19 protein-coding genes and 1 riboswitch are annotated in these 22,795 nt (G+C 64.2%); of the genes, 9 read left to right on the top strand and 10 right to left on the bottom strand.

Annotated features, from left to right (window positions below):
• The first annotated feature begins 477 nt into the window (after positions 1-477).
• The gene (locus CN933_RS11425) at positions 478-747 is read left to right on the top strand and encodes a CopG family ribbon-helix-helix protein (RefSeq protein WP_102761566.1); all 270 of its coding nucleotides are present in this window, start codon (positions 478-480) and stop codon (positions 745-747) included.
• Positions 744-1,052, top strand: a complete 309-nt coding sequence (locus CN933_RS11430; protein ID WP_018096091.1) for a type II toxin-antitoxin system RelE/ParE family toxin — start codon at positions 744-746, stop codon at positions 1,050-1,052. The genes CN933_RS11425 and CN933_RS11430 overlap by 4 nt, the downstream gene beginning before the upstream one ends.
• Before the next feature lie 178 nt (positions 1,053-1,230).
• Here the strand turns inward: CN933_RS11430 and CN933_RS11435 are convergent, their stop codons facing one another.
• Complete coding sequence (locus tag CN933_RS11435) at positions 1,231-2,217, bottom strand: AraC family transcriptional regulator (RefSeq protein WP_018096092.1); 987 nt, start codon at positions 2,215-2,217, stop codon at positions 1,231-1,233.
• Between the two features lie 75 nt (positions 2,218-2,292).
• Between CN933_RS11435 and CN933_RS11440 the strand changes: the two genes are divergently transcribed.
• Positions 2,293-3,498, top strand: a complete 1,206-nt coding sequence (locus CN933_RS11440) for an MFS transporter (RefSeq protein WP_102761567.1) — start codon at positions 2,293-2,295, stop codon at positions 3,496-3,498.
• Between the two features lie 125 nt (positions 3,499-3,623).
• Here the strand turns inward: CN933_RS11440 and CN933_RS11445 are convergent, their stop codons facing one another.
• Genes CN933_RS11445 through thiC form a run of 5 tightly spaced genes read right to left on the bottom strand, consistent with a single transcriptional unit; the run spans position 3,624 to position 8,010 of the window.
• Positions 3,624-4,229 carry a thiamine phosphate synthase gene (locus CN933_RS11445; RefSeq protein WP_102761568.1) on the bottom strand — a complete coding sequence of 202 codons (606 nt, stop codon included), beginning with the start codon at positions 4,227-4,229 and terminating at the stop codon, positions 3,624-3,626.
• Positions 4,226-4,999 (bottom strand): thiazole synthase, encoded by a 774-nt coding sequence (locus tag CN933_RS11450; RefSeq protein ID WP_102761569.1) that lies wholly within the window; start codon positions 4,997-4,999, stop codon positions 4,226-4,228. The genes CN933_RS11445 and CN933_RS11450 overlap by 4 nt, the downstream gene beginning before the upstream one ends.
• Before the next feature lie 2 nt (positions 5,000-5,001).
• Positions 5,002-5,199 carry a sulfur carrier protein ThiS gene (gene thiS / locus CN933_RS11455; protein ID WP_102761570.1) on the bottom strand — a complete coding sequence of 66 codons (198 nt, stop codon included), beginning with the start codon at positions 5,197-5,199 and terminating at the stop codon, positions 5,002-5,004.
• Entirely contained in the window at positions 5,196-6,173 is a 978-nt protein-coding gene (gene thiO, locus CN933_RS11460) for a glycine oxidase ThiO (protein ID WP_102761571.1), read from the bottom strand. Before thiO ends, thiS begins: the two co-directional genes overlap by 4 nt.
• Position 6,174: 1 nt before the next feature.
• Positions 6,175-8,010, bottom strand: coding sequence for a phosphomethylpyrimidine synthase ThiC (gene thiC / locus CN933_RS11465; RefSeq protein ID WP_102761572.1), 1,836 nt, complete (start codon positions 8,008-8,010; stop codon positions 6,175-6,177).
• A 98-nt stretch (positions 8,011-8,108) separates the two neighbouring features.
• Positions 8,109-8,220, bottom strand: a riboswitch (TPP riboswitch).
• Positions 8,221-8,380: 160 nt separating this feature from the next.
• Here thiC and CN933_RS11470 point away from each other — a divergent pair.
• On the top strand, positions 8,381-10,423 hold the full coding sequence (locus tag CN933_RS11470) for an aq_1923 C-terminal domain (protein WP_102761756.1): 2,043 nt from the start codon (positions 8,381-8,383) through the stop codon (positions 10,421-10,423).
• Positions 10,424-10,523: 100 nt separating this feature from the next.
• Here the strand turns inward: CN933_RS11470 and dctD are convergent, their stop codons facing one another.
• Both dctD and CN933_RS11480 read right to left on the bottom strand, forming a co-directional pair.
• On the bottom strand, positions 10,524-11,894 hold the full coding sequence (gene dctD, locus CN933_RS11475; RefSeq protein WP_102761573.1) for a C4-dicarboxylate transport transcriptional regulatory protein DctD: 1,371 nt from the start codon (positions 11,892-11,894) through the stop codon (positions 10,524-10,526).
• Positions 11,895-11,897: 3 nt separating this feature from the next.
• A complete protein-coding gene (locus CN933_RS11480; RefSeq protein ID WP_102761574.1) occupies positions 11,898-13,763 on the bottom strand; it encodes a sensor histidine kinase in 1,866 nt (621 codons plus the stop codon).
• Positions 13,764-13,992: 229 nt separating this feature from the next.
• On the opposite strand from CN933_RS11480, the gene CN933_RS11485 reads away from it, so the two are divergent.
• Positions 13,993-15,318: a dicarboxylate/amino acid:cation symporter gene (locus tag CN933_RS11485; RefSeq protein WP_033047415.1), complete on the top strand. Its 1,326-nt coding sequence runs from the start codon at positions 13,993-13,995 to the stop codon at positions 15,316-15,318.
• Between the two features lie 136 nt (positions 15,319-15,454).
• Here the strand turns inward: CN933_RS11485 and CN933_RS11490 are convergent, their stop codons facing one another.
• Complete coding sequence (locus CN933_RS11490; RefSeq protein ID WP_100671168.1) at positions 15,455-16,384, bottom strand: response regulator transcription factor; 930 nt, start codon at positions 16,382-16,384, stop codon at positions 15,455-15,457.
• A complete protein-coding gene (locus tag CN933_RS11495) occupies positions 16,371-19,751 on the bottom strand; it encodes a hybrid sensor histidine kinase/response regulator (protein WP_102761575.1) in 3,381 nt (1,126 codons plus the stop codon). The genes CN933_RS11490 and CN933_RS11495 overlap by 14 nt, the downstream gene beginning before the upstream one ends.
• 179 nt (positions 19,752-19,930) lie before the next feature.
• Between CN933_RS11495 and CN933_RS11500 the strand changes: the two genes are divergently transcribed.
• The 4 genes from CN933_RS11500 (at position 19,931) to urtA (ending at position 22,716) form a co-directional block, all read left to right on the top strand.
• Entirely contained in the window at positions 19,931-20,269 is a 339-nt protein-coding gene (locus tag CN933_RS11500; RefSeq protein ID WP_102761576.1) for an ArsR/SmtB family transcription factor, read from the top strand.
• Positions 20,270-20,301: 32 nt separating this feature from the next.
• Positions 20,302-20,766 (top strand): SRPBCC family protein, encoded by a 465-nt coding sequence (locus tag CN933_RS11505; RefSeq protein ID WP_102761577.1) that lies wholly within the window; start codon positions 20,302-20,304, stop codon positions 20,764-20,766.
• Positions 20,763-21,212 carry a GFA family protein gene (locus CN933_RS11510; protein ID WP_100671176.1) on the top strand — a complete coding sequence of 150 codons (450 nt, stop codon included), beginning with the start codon at positions 20,763-20,765 and terminating at the stop codon, positions 21,210-21,212. The genes CN933_RS11505 and CN933_RS11510 overlap by 4 nt, the downstream gene beginning before the upstream one ends.
• Before the next feature lie 211 nt (positions 21,213-21,423).
• Positions 21,424-22,716: an urea ABC transporter substrate-binding protein gene (gene urtA, locus CN933_RS11515; protein WP_102761578.1), complete on the top strand. Its 1,293-nt coding sequence runs from the start codon at positions 21,424-21,426 to the stop codon at positions 22,714-22,716.
• Positions 22,717-22,795: the final 79 nt, after the last annotated feature.

Below are 22,795 nucleotides of genomic sequence, written 5' to 3' on the forward strand. Positions count from 1 at the left end.
CAAGATGGGAGCGTGAGAAAGCCCTTAGGGCACGGTATGGCGGCGTTCGGGGGGTGAAGAGCTGAGACAGCGGGGCTGCACTTGGCACATTTAAACGATGCCAGACCGGTCTCATGCCACCACCCGATGAACACATTCATACCCCACCGACTCTCGTCGGCCGGCGGCAATACGGGTGAGAAATGGATTGAGACCGGTTTTTACTTAGGCAAAGTGGACCTCTGCATGCCAACGCTCTTCACCAAAGCGATAACAAATGATCCGCTTGAGATGGAGTCCTCGTTACGGCAGAACCGACAAACATGTCGCGTGCTGCATTTTTGCAACTCTGCGATGTGGTCGGGTCGTGTAGCGCACTCGTTTTCCGCGTCTGATGACTGCGTCCACGGCGGCCGTGTTCACACGTCTTAGGAAGGTAGATTGGACGGTTTCGCTACCTTGTGTTAGCGTGTACACAACCGAATACAGGATAATGTCATGCCCGTCAGCACCACCATGACCATTCGGGTCAGCCCCGAGTTAAAGAAAAAGCTCGATCGGATCGCTAGCGCCACTTCGCGCAGCCGCTCCTTCCTCGCGGGCGAAGCCCTGGCTGCCTATGTGGACCGGGAGCTTGAAATCATCGACGGGATCAAGCGCGGCATGGCTGATGCCGAAGCTGGCCGCCTCGTTCCGCATGAAGAGGCCATGGTTGAAATTTTCGGCTTGATCCGGAAGGCCGAGGCCGGCAAGGGCGATAAAGTTTGAGGCGGCCTGTTCAGTGGTCGCGTGCAGCTCTGGATGACCTCAAGGATCAGGTTTTCTTCATTGCACGGGAAGACCCGGATGCAGCGGCAAGAGTGGCGGGCCGGGTCCGCGATACGGCCGCAGCACTCGGCGAGATGGCGACCGGGAGGCCGGGGCGGGTGATCGGCACGTACGAGAAGTCCATCACCCGCTTGCCCTATGTAATCGCATATGCACTGATGAACCACGGCGGCCGCGAAAGCGTCATGATCCTGCGCGTCATCCACACCGCGCGGGAATGGACAGCCGAGGAGTGGCCGCCTTAAAGCACGTCCAGGAAAAGTGTGTAGCGGTTCTCCGGTCGGAAGTGCGTTGGGTCAAATGCTCTACAGCGCCGCGTGTCAGACACGCAAAAGTCGCTGCAGCACTTTGATCTGCTGCATGTCTTTGCTCTTCAATCGATTACGATTAAGGAACGTGCGGTAGGTCTACTTTGCCTCTCGCTCAGCCCTCGCCGATGGTAAACGTCGGTGCTTCTGGCGGTTCGGAGCCGCGATAGTGGCTTGGCGGCAGGCCGATCACACGCTTGAAGGCGCGGCTGAACGAGGCTTCCGAGTCATAGCCGAGGCGGCGCGCGACGACGGAGATGCGCATGCGGTCGCGGGTCAGCCATTGCCGTGCCTGATGCATGCGCACCTGCGTGAGGTAGCGGGCCGGCGTCTCGCCAACCACGGCGGCGAACTGCTGCGCGAAGCCGGAGCGCGAGGCGCCCATGAGCTTGGCGAGGGAATCCACGGTCCAGCTCTTTTCCGGATCGAGGTGCATGGCCGCGATTACGCGGCCGAGCCCGGGATGGCGGACCGCCGCCACCCAGCCATTGGTATTGCCGCATCCGTGCTCCACCCAGGAGCGGATGATGAGCGCCGCGAGCACGTCGGCCAGCCGCGCAAGCACGCCGCCGGAGCCGACGCGGCTGGCGCCGACTTCCCGCGCCATGGCGTCGAGCATGTGCGGGATCGCCGGCTCGCTTGCCGTCAGGGCGTCGATGCGCATCACGTCCGGCATCATGCGCAACAACGGATGCATGGCATCCATGTTGAACCGCAGACTGCCGCAGAAAAGGATGGTGGTCTTGCCGCGCCCGCCCCCGCAGACGTCGTAGACGCAATGGCATACCTCCTGGACCGAATAGGCTTCGAGCGGCGACAGCTTCTCGCCGGGCGCACTCGCCAGCGCATGCGCGCCGCCACGCGGCAGAAGCACGGCATCGCCGCGCTTCAGTTCGATCCAGTCTCCGTCGGCCACCCGCAGCCAGCAGTCTCCGCAGATGAAGTGGAAGCGTGCCGCCTCCTGCGCCGGAAATGAAATTCCCCAGGGCGCGGTCAATTCGCAACGGACGTAATCGACGCCGTCGAGGCGCAGTCCGCGCAGAAGTTCGCTGAGAAAATCCTCCGAAGCGGAGGAGGATGTTTTGGACGAATGATCAAGCATTGCGGAATTTCTAGCATGGAATGTCCAGGGCGTCACGCCTTATCTAAGCCGGACCCTCTCAAGGAGACCGCTCTTATGACAGATACAGCGACCACTTTGGACGCCACGTTTATACCGGAAAGCGAGGAGCGAATCGATCCGGCATGGGCCGGGGTCGGCTCCCTCGCGCTCGGCGTGTTCGGCCTCGTCACCGCAGAATTCCTCCCCGTCAGCATTCTCACGCCGATGGCCGCCGATCTCGGTATCAGCACGGGCACAGCCGGCCAGGCGGTGACGGCGACCGCCGTCGTCGGCGCGGTCGCCGGGCTGACGATCGCCATCGCCACGCGCCGGTTCGACCGCCGGCTCGTGCTTTGGGGCTTCACCCTGGCGCTGATCGCCTCGAGCCTGCTTGCGGCTTTCGCCACCAATCTCGCCATGCTCCTTGCCGCACGCGTCGTCCTCGGCATCGGGCTCGGCGGCTTCTGGTCGATGATGGCGGCGATCGCCTTGCGCCTCGTGCCGATGTCGCTCGTGCCTCGTGCCATGTCGATCGTCTTCACCGGCGTCTCGGTGGCGACGGTCTGTGCGGCGCCTTTAGGCGCCTATATCGGCGATCTCTGGGGCTGGCGAGCCGCATTCCTGATGGCTGCGGCGGTCGGTGCCGTAACGCTGATCGTGCAGATGGCGACCATACCGCGCCTGCCGCCGCAGTCGGCGCCGAGCATGAAGCTTCTGTTCGACCTCATGCGCATGCCGAGCATCCGAATTGGGATCATCACCGTCCTGCTTTTCGTCTCCGGCCACTTCGCCGGCTTCACCTATGTGCGCCCGTTCCTCGAAAACGTCCCGGAGTTCGGCATCGAGGCGATTTCCCTGATCCTGCTGGCTTACGGCATCGGCGGCTTCTTCGGCAATCTCGCCGGCGGGCTCATCATCGAACGCAGCATCACGGCGGCCGTGAGCCTCGGAACGCTGCTCATCGCGGCGATGGCGTTCGCCCTCGTGACCTTCGGTTCGCTCGATGTCGTGTCGGCCGTGGCGGTGACCCTGTGGGGCTTCGCGTTCGGGGCGCTGCCCGTCGCCGTCCAGACCTGGATGGTGCGAGCCGCACCCGACCATGCGGAAAGCACAGGCGGTCTCATCGTTGCGACCTTCCAGGTCGGCATCGCCAGCGGCGCTGTTCTCGGCGGGCTCTTCGTGGACAGCTTCGGCCCGCTCGGTGCCATCACCTATTGCGCCGTCGCGACGCTCGCGAGCGGGCTCTATGTCATGGCCTCCCGGCGCAGCATAGCCTTCTAACGGGGCCTCGGCGTGTCGGAAGGAAAACCGACATTCGCCTGCGGGCACCTCCCTGCAAGCGGAGCGAAGAAACAAGCGGCGACCTCCCTCTCCTCGGGTTTAACGAGGAGAGGGCAGCCACGACTTCATCTCCACGCCTCCGTCTTCCGTATCCACTCCCTTGTCCTTCCCTCCGGATCGGCATTCAGCGTGATGTCCGTCACCACGGCGGCGCTGTCGGCGCCGTGCGCGAAGACGCCTTCGATCCGCTCCGTATTGAGGCCGCCGATGGCGACGAGCGGGAGCGGGTGAACGCGCTCGCGCCACCATGAAAGCCGCTCCAGCCCCTGGGCCGCCCACTTCATCTTCTTGAGGATCGTCGGATAGATGGGTCCGAGCGCGACGTAGTCCGGTTCGGCTGCGAGCGCGTTTGCCAGTTCCGCCTCGTCATGGGTGCTGACGCCGAGCTTGAGCCCTGCGGCACGGATGGCGGCAAGATCGGCCTCCGCCAGATCCTCCTGTCCCAGATGGATGAAATCGCAGCCTTCCGCTATCGCCAGCTGCCAGTAGTCGTTGACGATCAGCTGGCATTCATGGTCGGCGCAGACTGCCCTGGCGACCCGTAGCTGGCGGCGGATGTCTTCCTCGTCCCGGTCCTTGATGCGGAGCTGGACGAGCCTGACGCCGAGCGGCACCAGCCGTTCGATCCATTGGGCGCTGTCGACGATGAGATAAAAGGGATCGAGCTTCACGAGAAGACTGCCTTTCCGATGACGGGGGTGGACGGGACGGCCATGTCGCGCGGCTCGAGCATGCCGGCGCCGTGAGCCGCGTGCCCGGCATCGATTGCCTTGGCGAAGGCTTCGGCCATGGCGGCGGGATCGGCAGCGCCGGCAACGGCGGTGTTGAGCAGGACCGCGTCGTAGCCGAGCTCCATCACGGTTGTCGCATGTGACGGGCGGCCGATGCCGGCGTCGACGATCAGCGGCACGTCGGAAAATTCCGAGCGCATGGCGCGCAAGCCCTGCACGTTCTGCGGTCCCATGGCGCTGCCGATCGGCGCGCACCAGGGCATCAGCACCCGGCAGCCCGCCTCCAGCAGCCTTTCGGCGACGACGAGGTCGTCCGTCGTATAGGGGAAGACCTGGAAACCTTCCCCGGTGAGGATGCGGGCCCCCTCGACGAGGCCGAAGACGTCCGGCTGCAATGTGTCCTGGTGACCGATCACTTCGAGCTTGATCCAGCTCGTGCCGAAAACCTCGCGTGCCATCTTCGCGGTCAGCACCGCCTCCGAGACCGAATGGCAGCCGGCCGTGTTCGGCAGCACGCGCACGCCGAGTTCGCGGATCAGCTCGAAGAAGGCGCCGCCCTGGCGCCCGCCGGCCGTCTCGCGGCGGAGCGAGACCGTGACGATATCGGTGCCCGACCGCCGCACCGCCTCGGCGAGCACGGCCGGCGAGGGATAGCGGGCGGTTCCGAGCAGCAGTCTCGACCGGATTTCTGTTCCATAGAATAGCGGCATCGTCAGCCTCCCTGCATCGGCGACAGAATCTCGATCCGGTCGCTGTCCTGCAGCCGGTAGCTGGATCGGTCTGCCTTCTGGACCAGTTCGCCGTTGACGGCGGTCGCCAGCCAGTCGCCTTCGAAATCGAGGCGCTGCAAGACCTCGGCGAGTGTAGCGGCCTGAAGCTCCTGTTCCTCGCCGTTGATGGTCAGCTTCATCGGGAATCTCCTTTGCGTGTCTCGTCGCCCAGGGCCAGCGCCGCCACTTCCCGGGCCGTGGCCGGGGAGAGCAGGAAGCCATGACGATAGAGACCATTGACGGTGATGGTATTTTCGCGGCGCGAGGCCCGCGGCAGGTTGTCGGCAAAGGCGGGGCGTACGCCCGTGCCGGTCTCGATCAGGCGCGCTTCGGCGAAAGCCGGATGGAGCGCATAGGCGGCGTTCAGCAGTTCCATCAGCGAGCGGGTGGTGATCGGGCCGGCGTCGTCGCTTTCGATCATCGTCGCGCCGCACATGAAGAGCCCTCCGTCGCGCGGCACGATATAGAGCGGGATGCGGGGATGCAGCATGCGCACCGGACGCGAGAGCGTCACCTCGTCCGTCTGCAGATAGGCCATCTCGCCGCGCACCCCGCGTAGCCCGTCGATCTCGCCGACCCTCGACGCGCCGGTGCAATCGACGGTGAGCGCGAAATCGCGATCGTCCATGTCCTCGCCGGCGAATACCGCGCCGCGTGCCGTCAGCCCTTGCCGGAGCGCCGAGAGTGCCCGGCGCGGGTCGAGATGCGCCTCCTGCGGAAAGAACAGCGCCTGCCGGAAACGGCCGGCGAGAGCCGGCTCCAGCGCTGCGATCTCCTCTGCATCGAGCGAGCGGAAGCCGGAGGTGCGGGAGGCGAAACGCTGGAGTTCGGCTCCGTCACGGGGTTGCGCGACGACGAGCGTGCCGTTGCGATGAACGGAACCGGCAGGGAGCGCGGCTTCCCACCAGTCGGCGGCGCCGATCCCCAGCCTCAGGACGGTTTCCTCGGCACTTTCGCGCTCGCACCAGGGAGCGAGCATGCCGCCCGCATACCAGGAAGCGGCCCCGGGAAAGCCGGCGGCATTTTCCATGATCGTCACTGCGGCGCCGCGCCCGAGAAGTTCATGGGCGGCGGTGAGGCCGGCGACGCCGGCCCCTCTGATCAGCACGCGCATTTCATTCTCCAGCGGGTGCGGCATTGCTTTCATCGACCGGCATATAGAGGTCGCCGCCGTCGCGATATCTAGCGGCCATCGCCTCGAGGCCCTCCTTCTGCGCCTCGGCGCGGATATCGTGGGAAATCCGCATCGAACAGAATTTCGGTCCGCACATGGAGCAGAAATGCGCGACCTTGTGCGCCTCCTTCGGCAGCGTCTCGTCGTGGAAATTGCGCGCGGTCTCGGGGTCGAGCGAGAGGTTGAACTGATCCTCCCAGCGGAACTCGAAGCGGGCTCGTGACAGCGCGTCGTCGCGGGTTCGGGCGGCCGGGTGTCCTTTGGCGAGATCGGCGGCATGAGCGGCGATCTTGTAGGTGATCACGCCGGTCTTGACGTCGTTGCGGTCGGGCAGGCCCAGATGTTCCTTCGGCGTCACGTAGCAAAGCATGGCGGTGCCGAACCAGCCGATCATAGCCGCGCCAATGCCTGACGTGATGTGGTCGTAGCCGGGCGCGATATCGGTGGTGAGCGGCCCGAGCGTATAGAAGGGCGCTTCTCCGCAGACGGCGAGCTGCTTGTCCATGTTCTCCTTGATCTTGTGCATGGGCACATGGCCCGGCCCTTCGATCATCACCTGGCAATCCTTGGCCCAGGCGATCTTCGTCAGTTCGCCCAGCGTTTCGAGCTCGGCGAACTGGGCCCGGTCGTTGGCGTCGGCGATGGAGCCGGGACGCAGGCCGTCGCCGAGCGAGAAGGAAACGTCATAGGCGCGGCAGATGTCGCAGATCTCCTCGAAATGCTCGTAGAGGAAGCTCTCGCGGTGGTGATGCAGGCACCACTTCGCCATGATCGAGCCGCCGCGCGAAACGATGCCCGTGACGCGATCCACGGTGAGCGGGATATAGTGAAGCCTGACCCCGGCATGGATGGTGAAATAGTCGACGCCCTGTTCCGCCTGCTCGATCAACGTGTCGCGGAAGACCTCCCAGGAAAGATCCTCGGCAATGCCGTTTACCTTTTCCAGCGCCTGGTAGAGCGGCACGGTGCCGATCGGTACCGGCGAATTGCGGATGATCCATTCGCGGATGTTGTGAATGTTGCGGCCGGTGGAAAGGTCCATGACCGTGTCGGCGCCCCAGCGAGTCGCCCAGACCATCTTCTCGACCTCCTCGGCCATCGATGAGGTGACGGCGGAATTGCCGATATTCGCGTTGATCTTCACCAGGAAGTTGCGGCCGATGATCATCGGCTCGGCTTCCGGGTGGTTTATATTGGCCGGAATGATGGCGCGGCCGCTCGCCACTTCCTGGCGCACGAATTCCGGCGTCACGAAATCGGGGACCGAGGCACCGAAGCTTTCGCCGTCTCGGGCAAGCGCCTCCTTCGCGGCCTTCCGGCCGAGATTTTCGCGGATGGCGATGAACTCCATCTCCGGCGTGACGATGCCGGCGCGGGCATAGGCGAGCTGGGTTACCGCTTTTCCCGGCTTAGCCTTGAGCGGCTGGTGGCGAATCGGGAATTCCGGCGTCAGCCTTTCGCCGGTCGCAAAGCCGTTGTCTTCGGCCTTCACCGCACGGCCGTCGTAGCTTTCGACATCGCCGCGCTTGAGAACCCAGTCGCTGCGAAGGCGCGGCAGGCCCGCGTCAATGCGGATATCGGCGTTTTCGACCGTGTAGGGGCCGGAGGAATCGTAAACAGTCACCGGCGGCTCGCCGGAGGTCGGATGCAGCGCGATCTCGCGCATCGGCACGCGAATGTCCGGGTGGATCTCGCCCGGCTTGTAAACCTTGCGGGATGCCGGGAGCGGTCCTTGCGTGACCGAGGGCGCCGCGGGGAGAGGCTTGATTAGATTCATCTTGAGGCTCCAATGTTTTCGCGTTGGAGACCCAGTTCTGAAGCCGGAAGGATGAAAAGACGTATCGCCGATGAATTGCCGGTAAACGGAATCCTCGCTGCTGCACGTCTGCACCGTCCCTACGCCAGTATGAACTGGATCAGGTTCAACGGGTCACTGCGCGCGCTAGCAGTATCTCAGCCCCTTGCCGGGACCCCCCTGGTGAATGGCGCAATTAGGGACGGTTATCGCCGCGGCGTCAAGATGGTTTTTGCACCGGCCAAATCCCGTGCGCAGGGCTCGCGGCATGCTTGCAAATGCAAGGTTCTAAATCTACTTACCGTCCGAGTCTGAAGCGCCATGATGCGCATAGCGAAAAAGGGTGAAGGTCTTGGGGCAGGCGGAGACGGGGACCAGGAAAAGGGGACGCAAGGCGCTTTGGGCAGCCGTTGCGGTCATCGCAATCGCGGCCGCAGGCGCGACCGGTTACAAGATTGCTGTCGAAAAGAGCGTGAGCAGGCTGATCGCCGAGCGGGGCGGCAGAGTGGGCACGGTCGAAGCGGACTTTTTCGGGCGCGTTCATCTGCGCGACGTGACGCTGCCGCTGAAGGAAGGGTCCGAACTCCGCGTCGCCGCAATCGACGGGCGGCCCAGGATCCTTTTCCTGGAGGGCATGCTCGAAGTCAGCGGCGTGGAGCTCGATATGCGCCCGGGCAAGATCGCCGTGCCGAAGGTGATTGTCGAGCAGGCGGAGTTCGGTCGCGACACGCTGGCGCAAATGTTCGGCGCGGGAAGCGACCTTTCGCTGCCGAAACAGCTGGCGCTTTTTACGGCAAAGAGCGCCACCGCCCCTGAGGTGATCATCACGCAGACGGTTGCCGGTAGCGAGCAGAAGCTGGTCTACAAGAACGTGGTCTCGGAAGGTATCGTGGATGGCCGCATCGCGCGCTATTCGGCGAGTGGTGCGAGCTTCGAAGCCGGCATAGGCGCCTCCGATGGAGAGGGCGGCGAGAAGAAGCGGCTGACGGGCTCCCTCGGAGCCATGACGGGGCAGGACGTCGATGCCGCCTATCTGGCCCGCATCTATACTGAAAAAGCCGGGCCGGGCGACGAGCAGGCAAGGCCTGTTTATGGGCCATTCTCGATCAAGGATATAGCCTTTTCGGATGGCGAGGCGAGCTTCGGCTATGACGAGGTTCGCAGCAGCGGCGTAAGCATGCGGATGCTGGACGAGCCACTTCGCGAGACTCTGGAGAAGCTCAACTCGGTCTCGTCGCCCGAGGATCTGCCCGTGGCGGAGCGTCAAGACTATTTCGCCCGGATTCTGTCGGTCGCCGATTTGACGAGGAAGGCCGACATGGAAATGCTGGGTCTGAAGATCGACGCGCCGAACAAGGATGGTGAAGAGGGCGAGAGGATCAGGCTTGCGATGGATCGCCTCACGCTCCGGCTGGATGGCCGGAAGCTCGACGCGTCGGTGAATGGCTTCTCGATGGCGGAGGGCGCGGACTACGTCAAAGTCTCCGAAGCAAGCATTTCGGGCTTTTCCTGGGATCCCAGCGTGGAAGCGCTGAAGAAGTTCGTCGCCCTGCAGGATGGGCAGCATGAGAACTTCCCTTTCACGACGCTGCTGCCGGAGTTCGGAGCGTTCCGCGTGGCGGGAATCGATGCGGATCTGCCTGACTCGGGCACCGGCGTGGAAGACTGGGACGAATACAACGACACTCCGGATGCTGGAGAGGGCGCTCGGCCGCAGCGCATCCGCTTCACGATGAAGGGATACGAGCTTGCGCTCGCGAAACCGCGAAACGGCATTCCGACTGACGTCCGCGCCGGATACCAGGACTTCGCCCTTCAAATCCCGGAGCATACGCAGGACGAGACTCTCGCCAAGCTTCGCAAGCTGGGCTTCAACGAGTTGGTCCTCTCCTCCAACCTCGAAGCCGCCTGGGACGAAGCGAACGAGACTCTGGTCATCAAGGATATTTCCACGAGCGGAAAGGATATCGGCCGCTTTTCCCTCTCCGGCCTTCTGGGAGGCGTGAGCGGCGACTTCTTTTCGGGCGACGCGGCTAAGGCGCAGGCGGCGTTGTTCGGCCTCACCGCGCGGGAAGCAAGCCTGCAGATCGAGGACAAGGGCTTCACCGCCAAAGGGATACAGGTCTATGCCGAACAAAACGGCATGACGGAGGATCAGGCACGCGGCATGCTGGAAATGACGGCGTCGGTGATGCTGCAGCAATTTGCCGCGCAGGAGCCTCGGCTGCGGAATGTGGTGGATGCAGTTTCGCGGTTCATCGCGAAACCGGGGACATTCACGCTGACGGCCAAGTCCAAATCCGCCAGCGGCATCGGTGCGCTCGAATTCGCGGTTGCTTCGCAAAATCCGCTTCTGCTTCTCGACAGGGTCGACTTCGAGGCGACGGCGGAATAGCGGCCTTCTCGCCGCAAGCGGGGCGAAGAGGGCTCGCAGCGCCGCCTCAACTCCCCTCCGGTCGAACGGGGAGGGGTCGGAGTGGGGGCAAACTATCCACCTACGCGTCGCCACTCTTCGCGCCTGCCCGGTCGATAAAATCCGCCCGGTTGATCCCATGTCGCTGCAGCTTGTCGTAAAAAGTCTTGCGGGGGATTCCGAGGGCCTGCAGGGTCTCCTTGACGTCGCCGCGGTGCGCCGTGAGGGCCTGCTTGAGGATATCGGCCTCGTAGCGTTCCAATCTTTCCGGCAGGGTTGCTCCGCTTGAGGCGGGCGCTGCGGCCGGAGCTCCCAGGTTGCCCTCCACCCCCAGCGCGACCCGTTCGGCGAAGTGCGAAAGCTCGCGCACATTGCCCGGCCAGGAATGCGTGGCCAGGTAGGCGCGCATGGCAGCCGAGATCGCGGGCACGTCGCGGCCGAAGCGTTCCGAGGCGCGGGCCAGGAAATGGGAGAAGAGGAGGGGGATGTCGTCGCGCCGTTCGCGCAAGGGCGGGATCGAGAGCGTCACGACGTTCAGCCGGTAATAGAGATCTTCGCGGAAATCGCCGCGCGCGGCCGGATCGCCGAGGTCGACCTTGGCTGCGGCGACGACGCGGATGTCGACGGGACGGGTCAGGTTGGTGCCGAGCGGGGTGATCTCGCGTGCTTCCAGCACGCGCAGCATCTTCACCTGGGTTGCCGGCGGCATCGCCTCGATCTCGTCGAGGAAGAGGGTGCCGCCGTTCGCATGCTCGATCCTGCCGACCCGCTTCTTGACGGCGCCGGTAAAGGCGCCGGGCTCGTGGCCGAAGAGCTCGCTTTCGATGACCGTTTCCGGCAGAGCGCCGCAATTCAGTGCGACGAAGTTGCCGGTTCTGCGCCGGCTCCATTGGTGCAGCAGCGTGGCGACGACCTCCTTGCCGCTGCCCGTCTCGCCGGCGACCAGCACATCGACATCGGTGTCGGCGATGTGTTTCAAGGTCTGGCGAAGCCGCTCCATGGCCGGCGTCTGGCCGATCAGCGGCAGTCCTTCGGAGGCGGCCTCGGCCGCGCGGCGCAGCGCCCGGTTCTCCATGACGAGCCGCCGTTTCTCCTCTGCGCGCCGGGCGCTCTGGACAAGACGGTCGGCGGCAAACGGCTTGGCGATGAAGTCATAGGCGCCGTCCTGGATCGCCTGCACCGCCATCGGTATGTCGCCGTGTCCTGTGACAAGGATCATCGGCAGGTCCGGATCGAGCGCCAGAACCTTGCGGAAAAGGGCGAGCCCGTCCATGCCCGGCATGCGGATATCGCTGATGACGACGCCCGCGAAGTCGGCGGAAAGTTCGGAGAGCGCCTCCGTCGCGCTGGCAAAGGACGAGACGGTGAAGCCCGCGAGCTCGAGCGTCTGCTGCATCGCCTTGCGCAGATCGCGGTCGTCATCGATCAGGAACACGGATCGGGCGGCGCTCATCGCTCAGGCCTTCTTGAGATTGACGGTAAATATTGTTCCGGAGGGACTGCTCTCGACCTCGATCGTGCCGCCATAGTCGGAGACGATCTCCTTGGAGATCGCGAGACCGAGGCCCAGCCCGTCTTCCTTCGAAGTGTTGAACGGCGTGAACAGCTCTTCGCGGACATCGGCCGCAATCCCCGGGCCATTGTCGGCGACGGTCAGCGCGATACCGCCGGCCACGTCCTCGCAGCGCACTCGGATCGCGCCGTTCTCGCTGTCGCCGATCGCTTCCAGCGCATTCTGCAGAAGGTTGATCAAGACCTGCTCCAGCCGGATGCGGTTGCCGAGTGCCTGGAGGTCATCGGGCGGCAGATCGATGCGTATTGCGTCCATCCGTCCGGCAAAACGGCTTCGGAGCAGCATGAGCGCACCCTCGACGACCTCCTTCATCGCGGTCGGCCCGGCGGCGAAATGGCCCTTGCGGGCGAAGCGGCGCAGTTCGTCTGTGATGGCGCCGACACGGTCGGTGAGTTCGGCGATGCTTTCCATGTTCTCGGCGGCGGTGGTGCTCTGGCCACGCTCGAGAAAGGTGCGGGCATTATCCGCATAGGCGCGGATGGTGGCGACCGGCTGGTTGATCTCATGGGCAACCCCGGCCGCGACCTGGCCGAGGATCGCCAGTCGGTTCGCCTGGACGAGGTCCTGCTGCACGGCCTGGAGCTTCTCGGTGGTCTGCCGGTGGTCGGCGATCTCGGTTTCGAGACGGTCGCGCGCCATGCGCAGGTCGCGCGTCCGCTCCTCGACACTCGCCTCAAGCGCGTTGCGGGCCAGCCGCTCCTCGGCGCTGCGCATGGCGACGACCTGGCGACGGCGCAGGAGCAATGCGGCAAGTGCGAGAAGCGGTACGAGCGTGGCAAGGGTGAGGAGCTGCGCTTCCCGCGCACCCGCGGCAAGCGGTGCCTTCAGCGGCGACAACTGCTCGAGCCGCCAGTTCGTCGACGGCACCATGGTTTCCACGCGCAGGAAGGCTGCGTTGGAGTCGCCCGGAAGCAGGGCGTCCAGCGTGGAGGAGCCATCGGGCCGCGCTTCGATCTTCCGGAAAGGCAGCGGCAGCAGCGGTGCATCGCCGAACTGCAGGCTTTCGCGGATGGGTGCGAGCCGGTCTTCGGGGATCGGCTTCGTCGTCATGAAGCGCCAGGAGGGCAGGCTGGTGATGAGGACGATGCCGCGCCGGTCGGTGACATAGGCCGGCTTGCCGGAGACCTGCCAATCCGCCTCGACCCCGTCGAATTCGAGCTTGGCGACGATCACCCCCAGCGGACCGCCGGGCCCGTCGACGCGCCGGGAAATATAAAGCCCGGGCCGCTTGCTGACCGTGCCCATGGCGAAGTGTTCGGCCATGCCGTCGCGCACGGCGAGCCGAAAATAATCGCGGAAGGCATAGTCGTTGCCGACGAAACTCGTCGGCTCCTGCCAATTGCTGGCCGCGACGGCCACGCCGCTCCGGTCGATCAGATAGATGACCGCGGCTTCGGCGCTTGTCGCCAGGGCCTCGAGCTTGCGGTTGATACGGTCGAGCGACTGCCTGTCCGGCGAAAGCAATGCCCCACGAATGGCTGCGTCGTCGGCGAGGACAAGCGGCAGGGCGCGCTGCCGTTCCACGACTGCCCGAAGAAGCGAGGCTTTCAGGCTGGCGTCGATCCGGCTCTGGCCGGCAAGGCCGGCGAGCGCCTGCGACCGCCCGTAGTCTCGCGCAAGAAGAAGGCCGGCCGCCAGAAGGACCAGCGCGACTGCCGCGAAAACCAGCCAGGACCGTCGGGCCCGGCTGCGAAGCGCATGCGGATCGCTCGTATCTGCAGGAAGTCTGACCATGCGAGCATTGTGCATGATTTCGCCCAGCACGCCAGCGTGTCTGTGCGGAAATCCGCACATATCCACGAACAGCAAGCGTGCGCCGCTCCCAAAAATCTTATGAATTCAATCGCATCGGCCTCCGCGGCAAACTGGCACGCATGTTGCTCATCAGCTCCACAAGGCAGCCTTTGCTGTCGATCTTCGGAAAGCGGCCCGGGAGGCCGGCATGTTGCCGGACTGGGCCTGCCACGTGGAGGACATCATGATCATCGAACATTCCGCGGAGGTCCGCGGCAAGACACCCCTTTACCGCCATCTCTATGTCCAGGTGCTGGCCGCGATCGCCGCGGGCATCCTGCTCGGGCATTTCTATCCGGACATCGGCACGGAGCTCAAACCGCTCGGCGACGCCTTCATCAGGCTCGTGAAGATGATCATCGCGCCGGTGATCTTCCTGACGGTCGCGACAGGCATTGCCGGCATGACCGATCTCGCCAAGGTCGGCCGCGTGGCCGGCAAGGCGATGATCTACTTTCTCGCCTTCTCCACCCTTGCCCTTCTCGTCGGCCTCGTCGTCGCAAACGTGGTCCAGCCGGGCGCGGGAATGCATATCGATCCGGCCTCGCTGGACGCCAAGGCGGTCGCGACCTATGCCGAGAAGGCGCACGAGCAGTCGATCACCGGCTTCCTGATGAACATCATCCCGACGACGCTCGTCGGCGCCTTCGCCGAGGGCGACATCCTGCAGGTCCTGTTCATCTCGGTGCTCTTCGGTATTTCGCTGGCGATCGTCGGCAAGAAAGCCGAGCCCGTCGTCGATTTCCTGCAGGCGCTGACGCTTCCGATCTTCCGGCTCGTTGCGATCCTCATGAAGGCCGCCCCGATCGGCGCCTTCGGCGCCATGGCCTTCACCATCGGCAAGTACGGCATCGCCTCGATCGCCAATCTCGCCATGCTGATCGGTACCTTCTATCTGACGTCGTTTCTCTTCGTCTTCATCGTGCTCGGCGCGGTCGCACGCTATAACGGCTTCTCGATCCTCTCGCTCATCCGCTACATCAAGGAGGAGCTGCTTCTGGTGCTCGGGACGTCTTCCTCGGAGGCGGCGCTTCCGGGCCTCATGAACAAGATGGAGAAGGCCGGCTGCAAGCGCTCGGTCGTCGGTCTCGTCATTCCGACCGGCTATTCCTTCAACCTGGACGGCACCAACATCTACATGACGCTTGCGGCCCTGTTCATCGCCCAGGCGACCGATACGCCGCTCTCATACGGCGACCAGATCCTGCTGCTCCTCGTCGCCATGTTGAGCTCGAAGGGTGCGGCCGGCATTACGGGCGCCGGCTTCATCACGCTTGCCGCAACGCTCTCGGTCGTTCCCTCCGTGCCGGTCGCCGGCATGGCGCTGATCCTCGGCATCGACCGCTTCATGTCGGAATGCCGCGCCCTGACCAATTTCGTCGGCAACGCGGTTGCGACGATCGTCGTGGCGAAGTGGGAAGGCGAGCTCGACCAGGCGCAGCTTTCCGCAGCTCTCGGCGGCGGGGCGTCTGCCGAGGCCATCCCGGCGCTCGTCCAGCCCGCCGAATAAGCTAGCCTCCCAAGGCGAGACCGCACGCCGGTGCGGTTGGCGCGGTCCGGTTCTCCGGGCCGCGCTTTTTTGCGATGGCGTGCGGCTCCGCAATCCTCTCGGGGCTTTTCGGGACGGTCCCCGCCGCACGGGCCGATCAGATCCCGTGCAGCACCTGCGTCGCCTTCACTGCCGCCGAGGCCCGGTTTTCGACGCCGAGCTTCACATAGATCTGTTCGAGATGCTTGGTGACGGTGCGCGCGCTCAAGCCCAGGATTTCGCCGATGTCGCGGTTGGATTTCCCTTTGGCGATCCACAGCAGCACCTCGGACTCCCGCTGGGTGAGCCGGAAGTGCTGGCGCAGCGTTTCGTCGTCGCTCAAGCCGTTCTCGGCCGTCAGCCGGAAGAGGTATTCATTGGCGCCGACCGCGCCGAGATAGGAGATCTGCAGGCCCGTCTGGCTGGCGCGCTGCAGGGTGAAGGTCCCTTGCCTTTCGCCGGGACTGGTTTCCCGCTCCCGCATCCACTCGGCAATGCGCCCGGCGACGAAGGCGAGACCGTCGTCGCTGCCGGTGGCCGCGTTGACGAGACGGGTCGCCTGCGGCGTCGACCAGCGGACCGTTCCATCGCCTCGCACCGCCAGCAGATGCCGCCCCGCCGCGTCCAGTGCGACGCGGGCGCTCTGGGCGGAGCGCGCATTGGAGAGATGGACGCGGATGCGGGCGCGCAGCTCGTCGATATTGATAGGCTTGGTCAGGTAATCGACGCCGCCGGCTTCGAGCGCCCGCACCACATGCTCCGTCTCGGTAAGGCCGGTCATGAAGACCACGGGCACCTGGGCGACGGAAGCATTCGCCTTCAGCCGGGTGCAAGTGTCGAAACCATCCATGCCGGGCATGACCGCATCGAGCAGGATGATGTCCGGCGTGATGCGCTCGGCGATGTTGAGCGCCGCGTTGCCGGAGGTCGCGATCAATACGGAAAAGCCGGACTGTTCCAGCGCTTCGGTCAAAAAGCCGAGCGCCTCCGGTGAATCGTCGACGAGGAGTACGATATCTCGCACGTTCGCTGCCTCAGGCACGGGCATTCGCCTCCCCGGCGAGCAGGCGTTTGAGGAAGGCGTCATAGCCCGCGAGATCGAATGCCCCGACATAGGCGCGCGCCGCCTCGGCGAAGGCTCGGTTGTCCGGGTTCAGGGCGATCTCCGTCAATTTTGCTTCGATGCCCCTCACGTAGCCGATTTCGCCGAGCTCGATCAATTCCTTCAAATGATGATGGCCGGGGCTCGCCACCGCAGGGGTCGTGCCGGTGTCGGACGTTTCCTGCGGGCCGTCGTCGTAGATCCATTCGAGTTTCAGGTGGACCGCAAGCTTGTCGGTGAGCTGGCGCAGGCCGAAGGGCTTGGCAAGCGCATCGTTGTGGCCGATGGCGCCGGCGGCCGAGCCGTCACCGATATTGGCCGAAAGCATGATCGCCGGCGCGCTCTGGCCGCCTTCCCTCAGCCGCATCACCAGATCCCAGCCGCTCATGCCGGGCATGGAGATGTCGATCAGGAACAGGTCCGGTTTCGTATGTTCGACGAGCGCCAGGCAGGCCGCCCCGCTCGCCGCCGCAAGAACGGTGAAACCGAGCGGCGCCAGCAGCTCGCCCATCAGGTCGCGGTGGTCCGCATTGTCGTCGACGACGACGATCGTCCGACGTGGCCCTCGATAGGACTTGATCCTGCGGACCGGGTCCTTGAGCGCGGCGGGCCGGTCGACGGCAGAGAGCATCAGCCGGACCTTGAAGGCCGTGCCCTTGTCCTTCTCGCTGGTGACGGAGATTTCGCCGCCGAGCGTCTGGGTGAGCAGGCGCGTGATGGTCAGGCCGAGGCCGAGGCCCGGCATGCGATATTCCGCCTCGCCGCGCTGAAAGGGCTCGAAGATCCTGGGCAGGTCCTTCTCGCCGATGCCGCGGCCGCTATCCTCGATGGTGAAACTTGCAACCTGGCTGCGATAGGCGACGTCGAAGCGGATATGCCCCCGTTCCGTGAACTTCAGGGCATTGGAGAGCAGGTTGACGAGGATTTGCCGCAGGCGCTTGTCGTCGGTCCGCACATATTGCGGCAGCGAGGCTGCGCGGTTGTGCTCGAAGGCGATGCCCTTGGCCTGCGCCTGCGGGCGGAACATGTCGACGATCTGGTCCAAAAAGTCCTGAATGTTGATCTCGTTGGAATAGACCTGCAGCTTGCCGGCTTCGATCTTGGAAATGTCGAGGAGGCCGTCGATCAGTCCGGAGAGATGGTCGGCGCTGCGCCTGATCGCCTTGATCGCGCCCTGCCGCGGCGGCGGTATCGTCTCGTCGCGCTCGAGGATCTGGGCGTAGCCGAGCACCGCATTGAGCGGCGTGCGCAGTTCGTGGCTCAGGCCCACGACATAGCGGCTCTTCGCGCGATTGGCCGACTCCGCCCTTTCCTTCGCGTCCTGCAGCGCCGCGTCCGTCTTCTTGTGGGCGGCGATCTCCTTCAGAAGAGCCGTGTTCTGCCGGGAGGATTCCTCTTCCGCAACAACCCGGCTGTCATGGGCAAGCACGTAGAACCAGGACACGACGCCGGCAAGAATGGCGAAGACGAAGAAGACGATGGCGATGGTCCGCTGGACGACGTCGGCGGTCTCGGGAGAGGCGGCCGTGGTCTGGTGAGCGATCATCGCCAGGATGACCCCGATGCCGGTAATAGAGATCACCGCCGAAATCGCGTAACGGCCGAGCCTTGTCGCGAGCTTTGCGACGACCGTTTCGGGCAACACCGCCTTGGCCACGGTCGCGACCTGCGCCTTCAGACGCGCCTTCGGCTTGCACATGTCGTGGCAGCGGCTGTCGAGCGAACAGCAGAGCGAGCAGATCGGCGCCGCATAGGCCGGGCACCAGGCCATGTCCTCCGGTTCGAAGGGGAGCTCGCAGATCGAGCAAGTGATCTCGTTTTCGCGGAGCCAGCTCTTGCGCGGCTTGCGGGCGAGATAGAATTTCCCCTCCGTCCACCAGGCGATCAGCGGCGAGACGACGAAAGCCGTGACGAGTGCGATATAGGGTGCGAGCGAGGCGGCGATTTCGCCCGCCGCGCCGAAATGCGCGACGAGGGCGAAGAGCGTCGACACGCCCATGGTGCCGAGACCGACGGGATTGATGTCGTAAAGATGGGCGCGTTTGAACTCGATTCCGGGCGGGGCGAGACCGAGCGGCTTGTTGACGAAGAGATCGGCCGAGATCGTCGAGAGCCAGGCCATGGCGACGATCGAAAAGATACCGAGCGTCTCCTCCAGCAGACGATAGATGCCGAGCTCCATCAGGAGGAGCGCGATCGCCACGTTGAAGACCAGCCAGATGACGCGGCCCGGATGGCTGTGGGTGAGCCGCGAGAAGAAGTTCGACCAGGCGAGCGAGCCCGCATAGGCGTTCATCACGTTGATCTTGAGCTGCGAGACGACGACGAAGGCTGCCATCAGCAGGAGCGCGGCCGTGTCCGATGGGAAGATGTAGCCGAAGGCCGTGTAATACATCTGCGCCGGGTCGGCGGCCCTGGTCGAGGGAACGCCGGTACTGAGCGCCAGGACGACGAGAAAGGAGCCGGCCAGCAGCTTCGGCGCGCCGACGATCACCCAGCCGGAGCCGGCAAGAAAGACGGCGATGCGGTGGCGGAGCTTGCGTTCGCCGTCAGGCGGCAGGAAGCGGAGGAAGTCCACCTGCTCGCCGATCTGCGCCGTCAGAGCGAAGATGACCGCCGAGGCAGCGCCGAATTCGACGAGATGGAACGGCGCGAGCGTGCCAGGAGGCCCCGATGTGTGATGGATGCCCGCATAAGCGAGCCACAGGCCGACCTTCTCCCAGTCCGCGAACGCGATGAAGACGAAGGGAAGAATGTTCAGGACGATCCAGAAGGGCTGCGTGACGAGCTGGAACCGGCTGATCAGCTTCACGCCATGGGTGACCAGCGGGATCACCATGACGGCGCTGACGATGTAGCCGATCCAGAGCGGTATGCCGAACGCAAGCTCCAGCGCCCCGGACATGATCGAGGCTTCGATCGCGAAGAGGATGAAGGTGAAGCTCGCATAGATCAGCGAGGTGATCGTCGAGCCGATATAGCCGAAGCTCGCGCCGCGCGTGAGAAGGTCGATGTCGACGCCGTGACGAATGGCATAGCGGCTGATCGGCAGGCCGACGAGAAGGATCATCAGGCTCGCGACGAGGATCGCGACGATGGCGTTGGTCGTGCCGTAGGACATGGTAATGGCACCGCCGATGGCTTCCAGCGCCAGGAAGGAGATGGCGCCGATCGCCGTCTGCGAAATGCGCGCCGAGGAGAAGCGCCGCGCGCTCTTGGCGGTGAAGCGCAACGCATAGTCTTCGAGCGTCTGGTTGGCGACCCAGCGGTTATATTCTCGCCGAACGGGAATGATGCGCTGGCGTGCCGCCATGGTCCCTCGTCATCTCGCAGTGCCGGCCGAATGCGCCAGCCGCCCCTGTCGTAACACGGACGAGCGCCCCGGGAAATTGTTGCATTGCGGAAAACGCCGCAGACCGATCCCAGCTCTTGACAGAACGCCACGCTGCTGCAATAAACCATCAAGTTAATTAACCTGATGGTTTATCAATCATGGATCAACTCAGCTGCACCCTCTCGGCATTGGCCGACCCGACCCGCCGGGCCATCGTTGCGCGCCTCGCCGCCGGCGAGGCGACGGTGAACGAACTTGCTGCTCCGTTCGATATGAGCCTGCCGGCGGTTTCCAAACATCTGAAGGTCTTGGAACGTGCGGGGCTGATATCCCGGGGCCGCAAAGCCCAATGGCGGCCCTGCCGGCTGGAGGCGGCGCCGCTCAAGGAAATCGCCGATTGGGTCGAGCGCTACCGCCACTTCTGGGAGGGCAGTTTCGACCGGCTCGACAGCTATCTTCATGAGTTGCAGCGCAACGAAAAATCGGATCACGACTGAACCGGGTTCGCCCGACCGCAAGGGAGAAGATCATGAATGCCCCGTCTCCGAAGGAAGAGATCGCGCTTACCATCACGCGCGTCTTCGACGCGCCCACCAACCTCGTCTTCAAGGCCTGGACCACACCCGAACACCTGGTGCGCTGGTGGGGCCCGAAGGACTTCACGGTGCCCGCGATCACTGCGGATTTCCGTGAAGGCGGCGCCTGGCGCGGCTGTATCCGCTCGCCTGAGGGCCAGGACTACTGGGCGCACGGCATCTATCTCGAGATCGTGGAGCCGAGCCGTATCGTCCTCAGCTTCGCCTGGGAAGAGGAGGGCGCCATCGACACGCTGATCACGGTAACCCTTGAGGACGTGGCGGGCGGCACGCGTCTCACCTTCCGCCAGGCGCCGTTCACGAGCGCCGAGAGCCGCGATTCTCATGCGGAAGGATGGGGCGAGTGCATGGACCGGCTCGTTTCCTATGTCGCTGCCCGGAAGGAGGAAATGCAATGAAGAAGACCTATCACGGGAGCTGCCACTGCGGCGCGGTGCGCTTTTCCGCAAATCTCGACCTCGCTCCGGAGGGAAAACGCTCCCCAGCGCCGCGGCCCGGCGTGTGGTGGACGACAACCTTCCGCTGCAACTGTTCCTCCTGCCTCAAGACGCGATTCTGGAAGGTGTTCGTCACGCCCGAGGATTTCTCCTTGCTTTCAGGCGAAGAGGCCCTGGCGGAGTACCGCTTCGGCGAGCGCATGATCCGCCACGTGTTCTGCCGGCACTGCGGCGTCCACCCCTTAGGCAGCGCCGACTTCGAGATCATGGGCGGGCCGTTCCATGCGGTGAATATCGCCTGTCTCGACGACGCGACCGACGAGGAGCTGGCGAATGCCCCGATCGTCTATGAGGACGGGCGCCATGATGCATGGGACCGGCCACCCGCGGTGACGGCCTATTTGTGAGGAGCGTGCCGCTCCTTCGCGTCTGCCGCGGTAGCGACCTGGATCCGCGGCAGAAAACCCCGGGCGGTAAGCCCAAGCTTCCTTCTTCCCCCCGGCACCTACGTAGAATGACGTATGTGCAGTGCAGCGCGGCTGCCCGATGATCCCCGAGCAACGGCCATGGAGAACGGCCACTTGCCTTGCGGCGATCAGAACAAGGGGGTTCAATCAGATGACTATCAGGGCACGCGTCACCGGCGCATTTCTCGCTGCCGTCCTTTCGGCGACGGCGTTCAACGGCGCCTTTGCGGCCGACGACACGATCAAGGTCGGCATCCTGCATTCGCTTTCCGGCACCATGGCGATCTCCGAAACGACGCTCAAGGACGCCATGCTGATGCTGATCGAGGAGCAGAACAAGAAGGGCGGCCTGCTCGGCAAGAAGCTGGAAGCGGTCGTCGTCGACCCGGCCTCGGACTGGCCGCTCTTTGCCGAAAAGGCGCGCGAGCTCGTCTCCGTCGACAAGGTGTCCGCCGTCTTCGGCTGCTGGACGTCGGTGTCGCGCAAATCCGTGCTGCCGGTCTTCGAAGAGCTGAATTCCATCCTCTTCTATCCGGTCCAGTACGAGGGCGAGGAAAGCCAGCGCAACGTCTTCTATACGGGCGCCGCTCCCAATCAGCAGGCTATTCCCGCCGTCGACTATCTGATGGAGAACGAGGAAGTCGAGCGCTGGGTGCTCGCCGGCACCGATTACGTCTATCCGCGCACGACCAACAAGATCCTCGAGGCCTACCTGATCTCCAAGGGCGTCGCGCCCGAGGACATCATGATCAACTACACGCCTTTCGGCCATTCCGACTGGCAGACGATCGTTTCCGACATCAAGAAGTTCGGCTCGGCCGGCAAGAAGACCGCGGTCGTCTCGACAATCAACGGCGACGCCAACGTGCCGTTCTACAAGGAGCTTGCCAACCAGGGGATCAAGGCCGAGGACATCCCGGTCGTCGCCTTCTCTGTCGGCGAGGAGGAACTTGCCGGCCTCGATACCGGACCGCTCGTCGGACACCTCGCTGCCTGGAACTATTTCCAGTCGGTCGACAACCCGGCCAATGCCGAGTTCATCGAGACCTGGCAGGCCTACACCAAGAACGACAAGCGGGTCACCAACGACCCAATGGAAGCCCATTATATCGGCTTCAACATGTGGCTGAAGGCAGTCGAGAAGGCCGGCACCACGGATACCGATGCCGTGCTTGACGCCATGATCGGGGTCTCGGTACCGAACCTTTCGGGCGGCTATTCGACGATGATGCCGAACCACCACATCACCAAGCCCGTGCTGATCGGCGAGATCCAGTCCGACGGCCAGTTCGAAACGGTCTGGGAAACGCCCGGCCTCGTCGTCGGCGACGAATGGTCGGACTACCTGCCGGACTCGAAGGACCTGATCTCCGATTGGCGCGCGCCCATGTCCTGCGGCAACTTCAACGTGGCCACCGGCAAGTGCGGCGGCAAGGGTTCCTGATTTCATGACGAAAGACTTGCTAAGGAAGCGGCCCGGGTCGGGTCGCTTCCCCGAACGCCTCTTTTCATGACGCACCGCT

It is taken from the genome of Sinorhizobium sp. M4_45, assembly GCF_002885915.1.
GTDB lineage: Bacteria > Pseudomonadota > Alphaproteobacteria > Rhizobiales > Rhizobiaceae > Sinorhizobium > Sinorhizobium meliloti_A.

Bases quoted from the DNA above. Each gene is read 5' to 3' on its own strand.
- CN933_RS11425 (WP_102761566.1), top strand. From the start codon at position 478: ATGCCCGTCAGCACCACCATGACCATTCGGGTCAGCCCCGAGTTAAAG.
- CN933_RS11435 (WP_018096092.1), bottom strand. From the start codon at position 2,217: ATGCTTGATCATTCGTCCAAAACATCCTCCTCCGCTTCGGAGGATTTT.
- CN933_RS11440 (WP_102761567.1), top strand. From the start codon at position 2,293: ATGACAGATACAGCGACCACTTTGGACGCCACGTTTATACCGGAAAGC.
- CN933_RS11450 (WP_102761569.1), bottom strand. From the start codon at position 4,999: ATGCCGCTATTCTATGGAACAGAAATCCGGTCGAGACTGCTGCTCGGA.
- thiS (WP_102761570.1), bottom strand. From the start codon at position 5,199: ATGAAGCTGACCATCAACGGCGAGGAACAGGAGCTTCAGGCCGCTACA.
- thiO (WP_102761571.1), bottom strand. From the start codon at position 6,173: ATGCGCGTGCTGATCAGAGGGGCCGGCGTCGCCGGCCTCACCGCCGCC.
- thiC (WP_102761572.1), bottom strand. From the start codon at position 8,010: ATGAATCTAATCAAGCCTCTCCCCGCGGCGCCCTCGGTCACGCAAGGA.
- dctD (WP_102761573.1), bottom strand. From the start codon at position 11,894: ATGAGCGCCGCCCGATCCGTGTTCCTGATCGATGACGACCGCGATCTG.
- CN933_RS11480 (WP_102761574.1), bottom strand. From the start codon at position 13,763: ATGCACAATGCTCGCATGGTCAGACTTCCTGCAGATACGAGCGATCCG.
- CN933_RS11485 (WP_033047415.1), top strand. From the start codon at position 13,993: ATGATCATCGAACATTCCGCGGAGGTCCGCGGCAAGACACCCCTTTAC.
- CN933_RS11490 (WP_100671168.1), bottom strand. From the start codon at position 16,384: ATGCCCGTGCCTGAGGCAGCGAACGTGCGAGATATCGTACTCCTCGTC.
- CN933_RS11495 (WP_102761575.1), bottom strand. From the start codon at position 19,751: ATGGCGGCACGCCAGCGCATCATTCCCGTTCGGCGAGAATATAACCGC.
- CN933_RS11500 (WP_102761576.1), top strand. From the start codon at position 19,931: ATGGATCAACTCAGCTGCACCCTCTCGGCATTGGCCGACCCGACCCGC.
- CN933_RS11505 (WP_102761577.1), top strand. From the start codon at position 20,302: ATGAATGCCCCGTCTCCGAAGGAAGAGATCGCGCTTACCATCACGCGC.
- CN933_RS11510 (WP_100671176.1), top strand. From the start codon at position 20,763: ATGAAGAAGACCTATCACGGGAGCTGCCACTGCGGCGCGGTGCGCTTT.
- urtA (WP_102761578.1), top strand. From the start codon at position 21,424: ATGACTATCAGGGCACGCGTCACCGGCGCATTTCTCGCTGCCGTCCTT.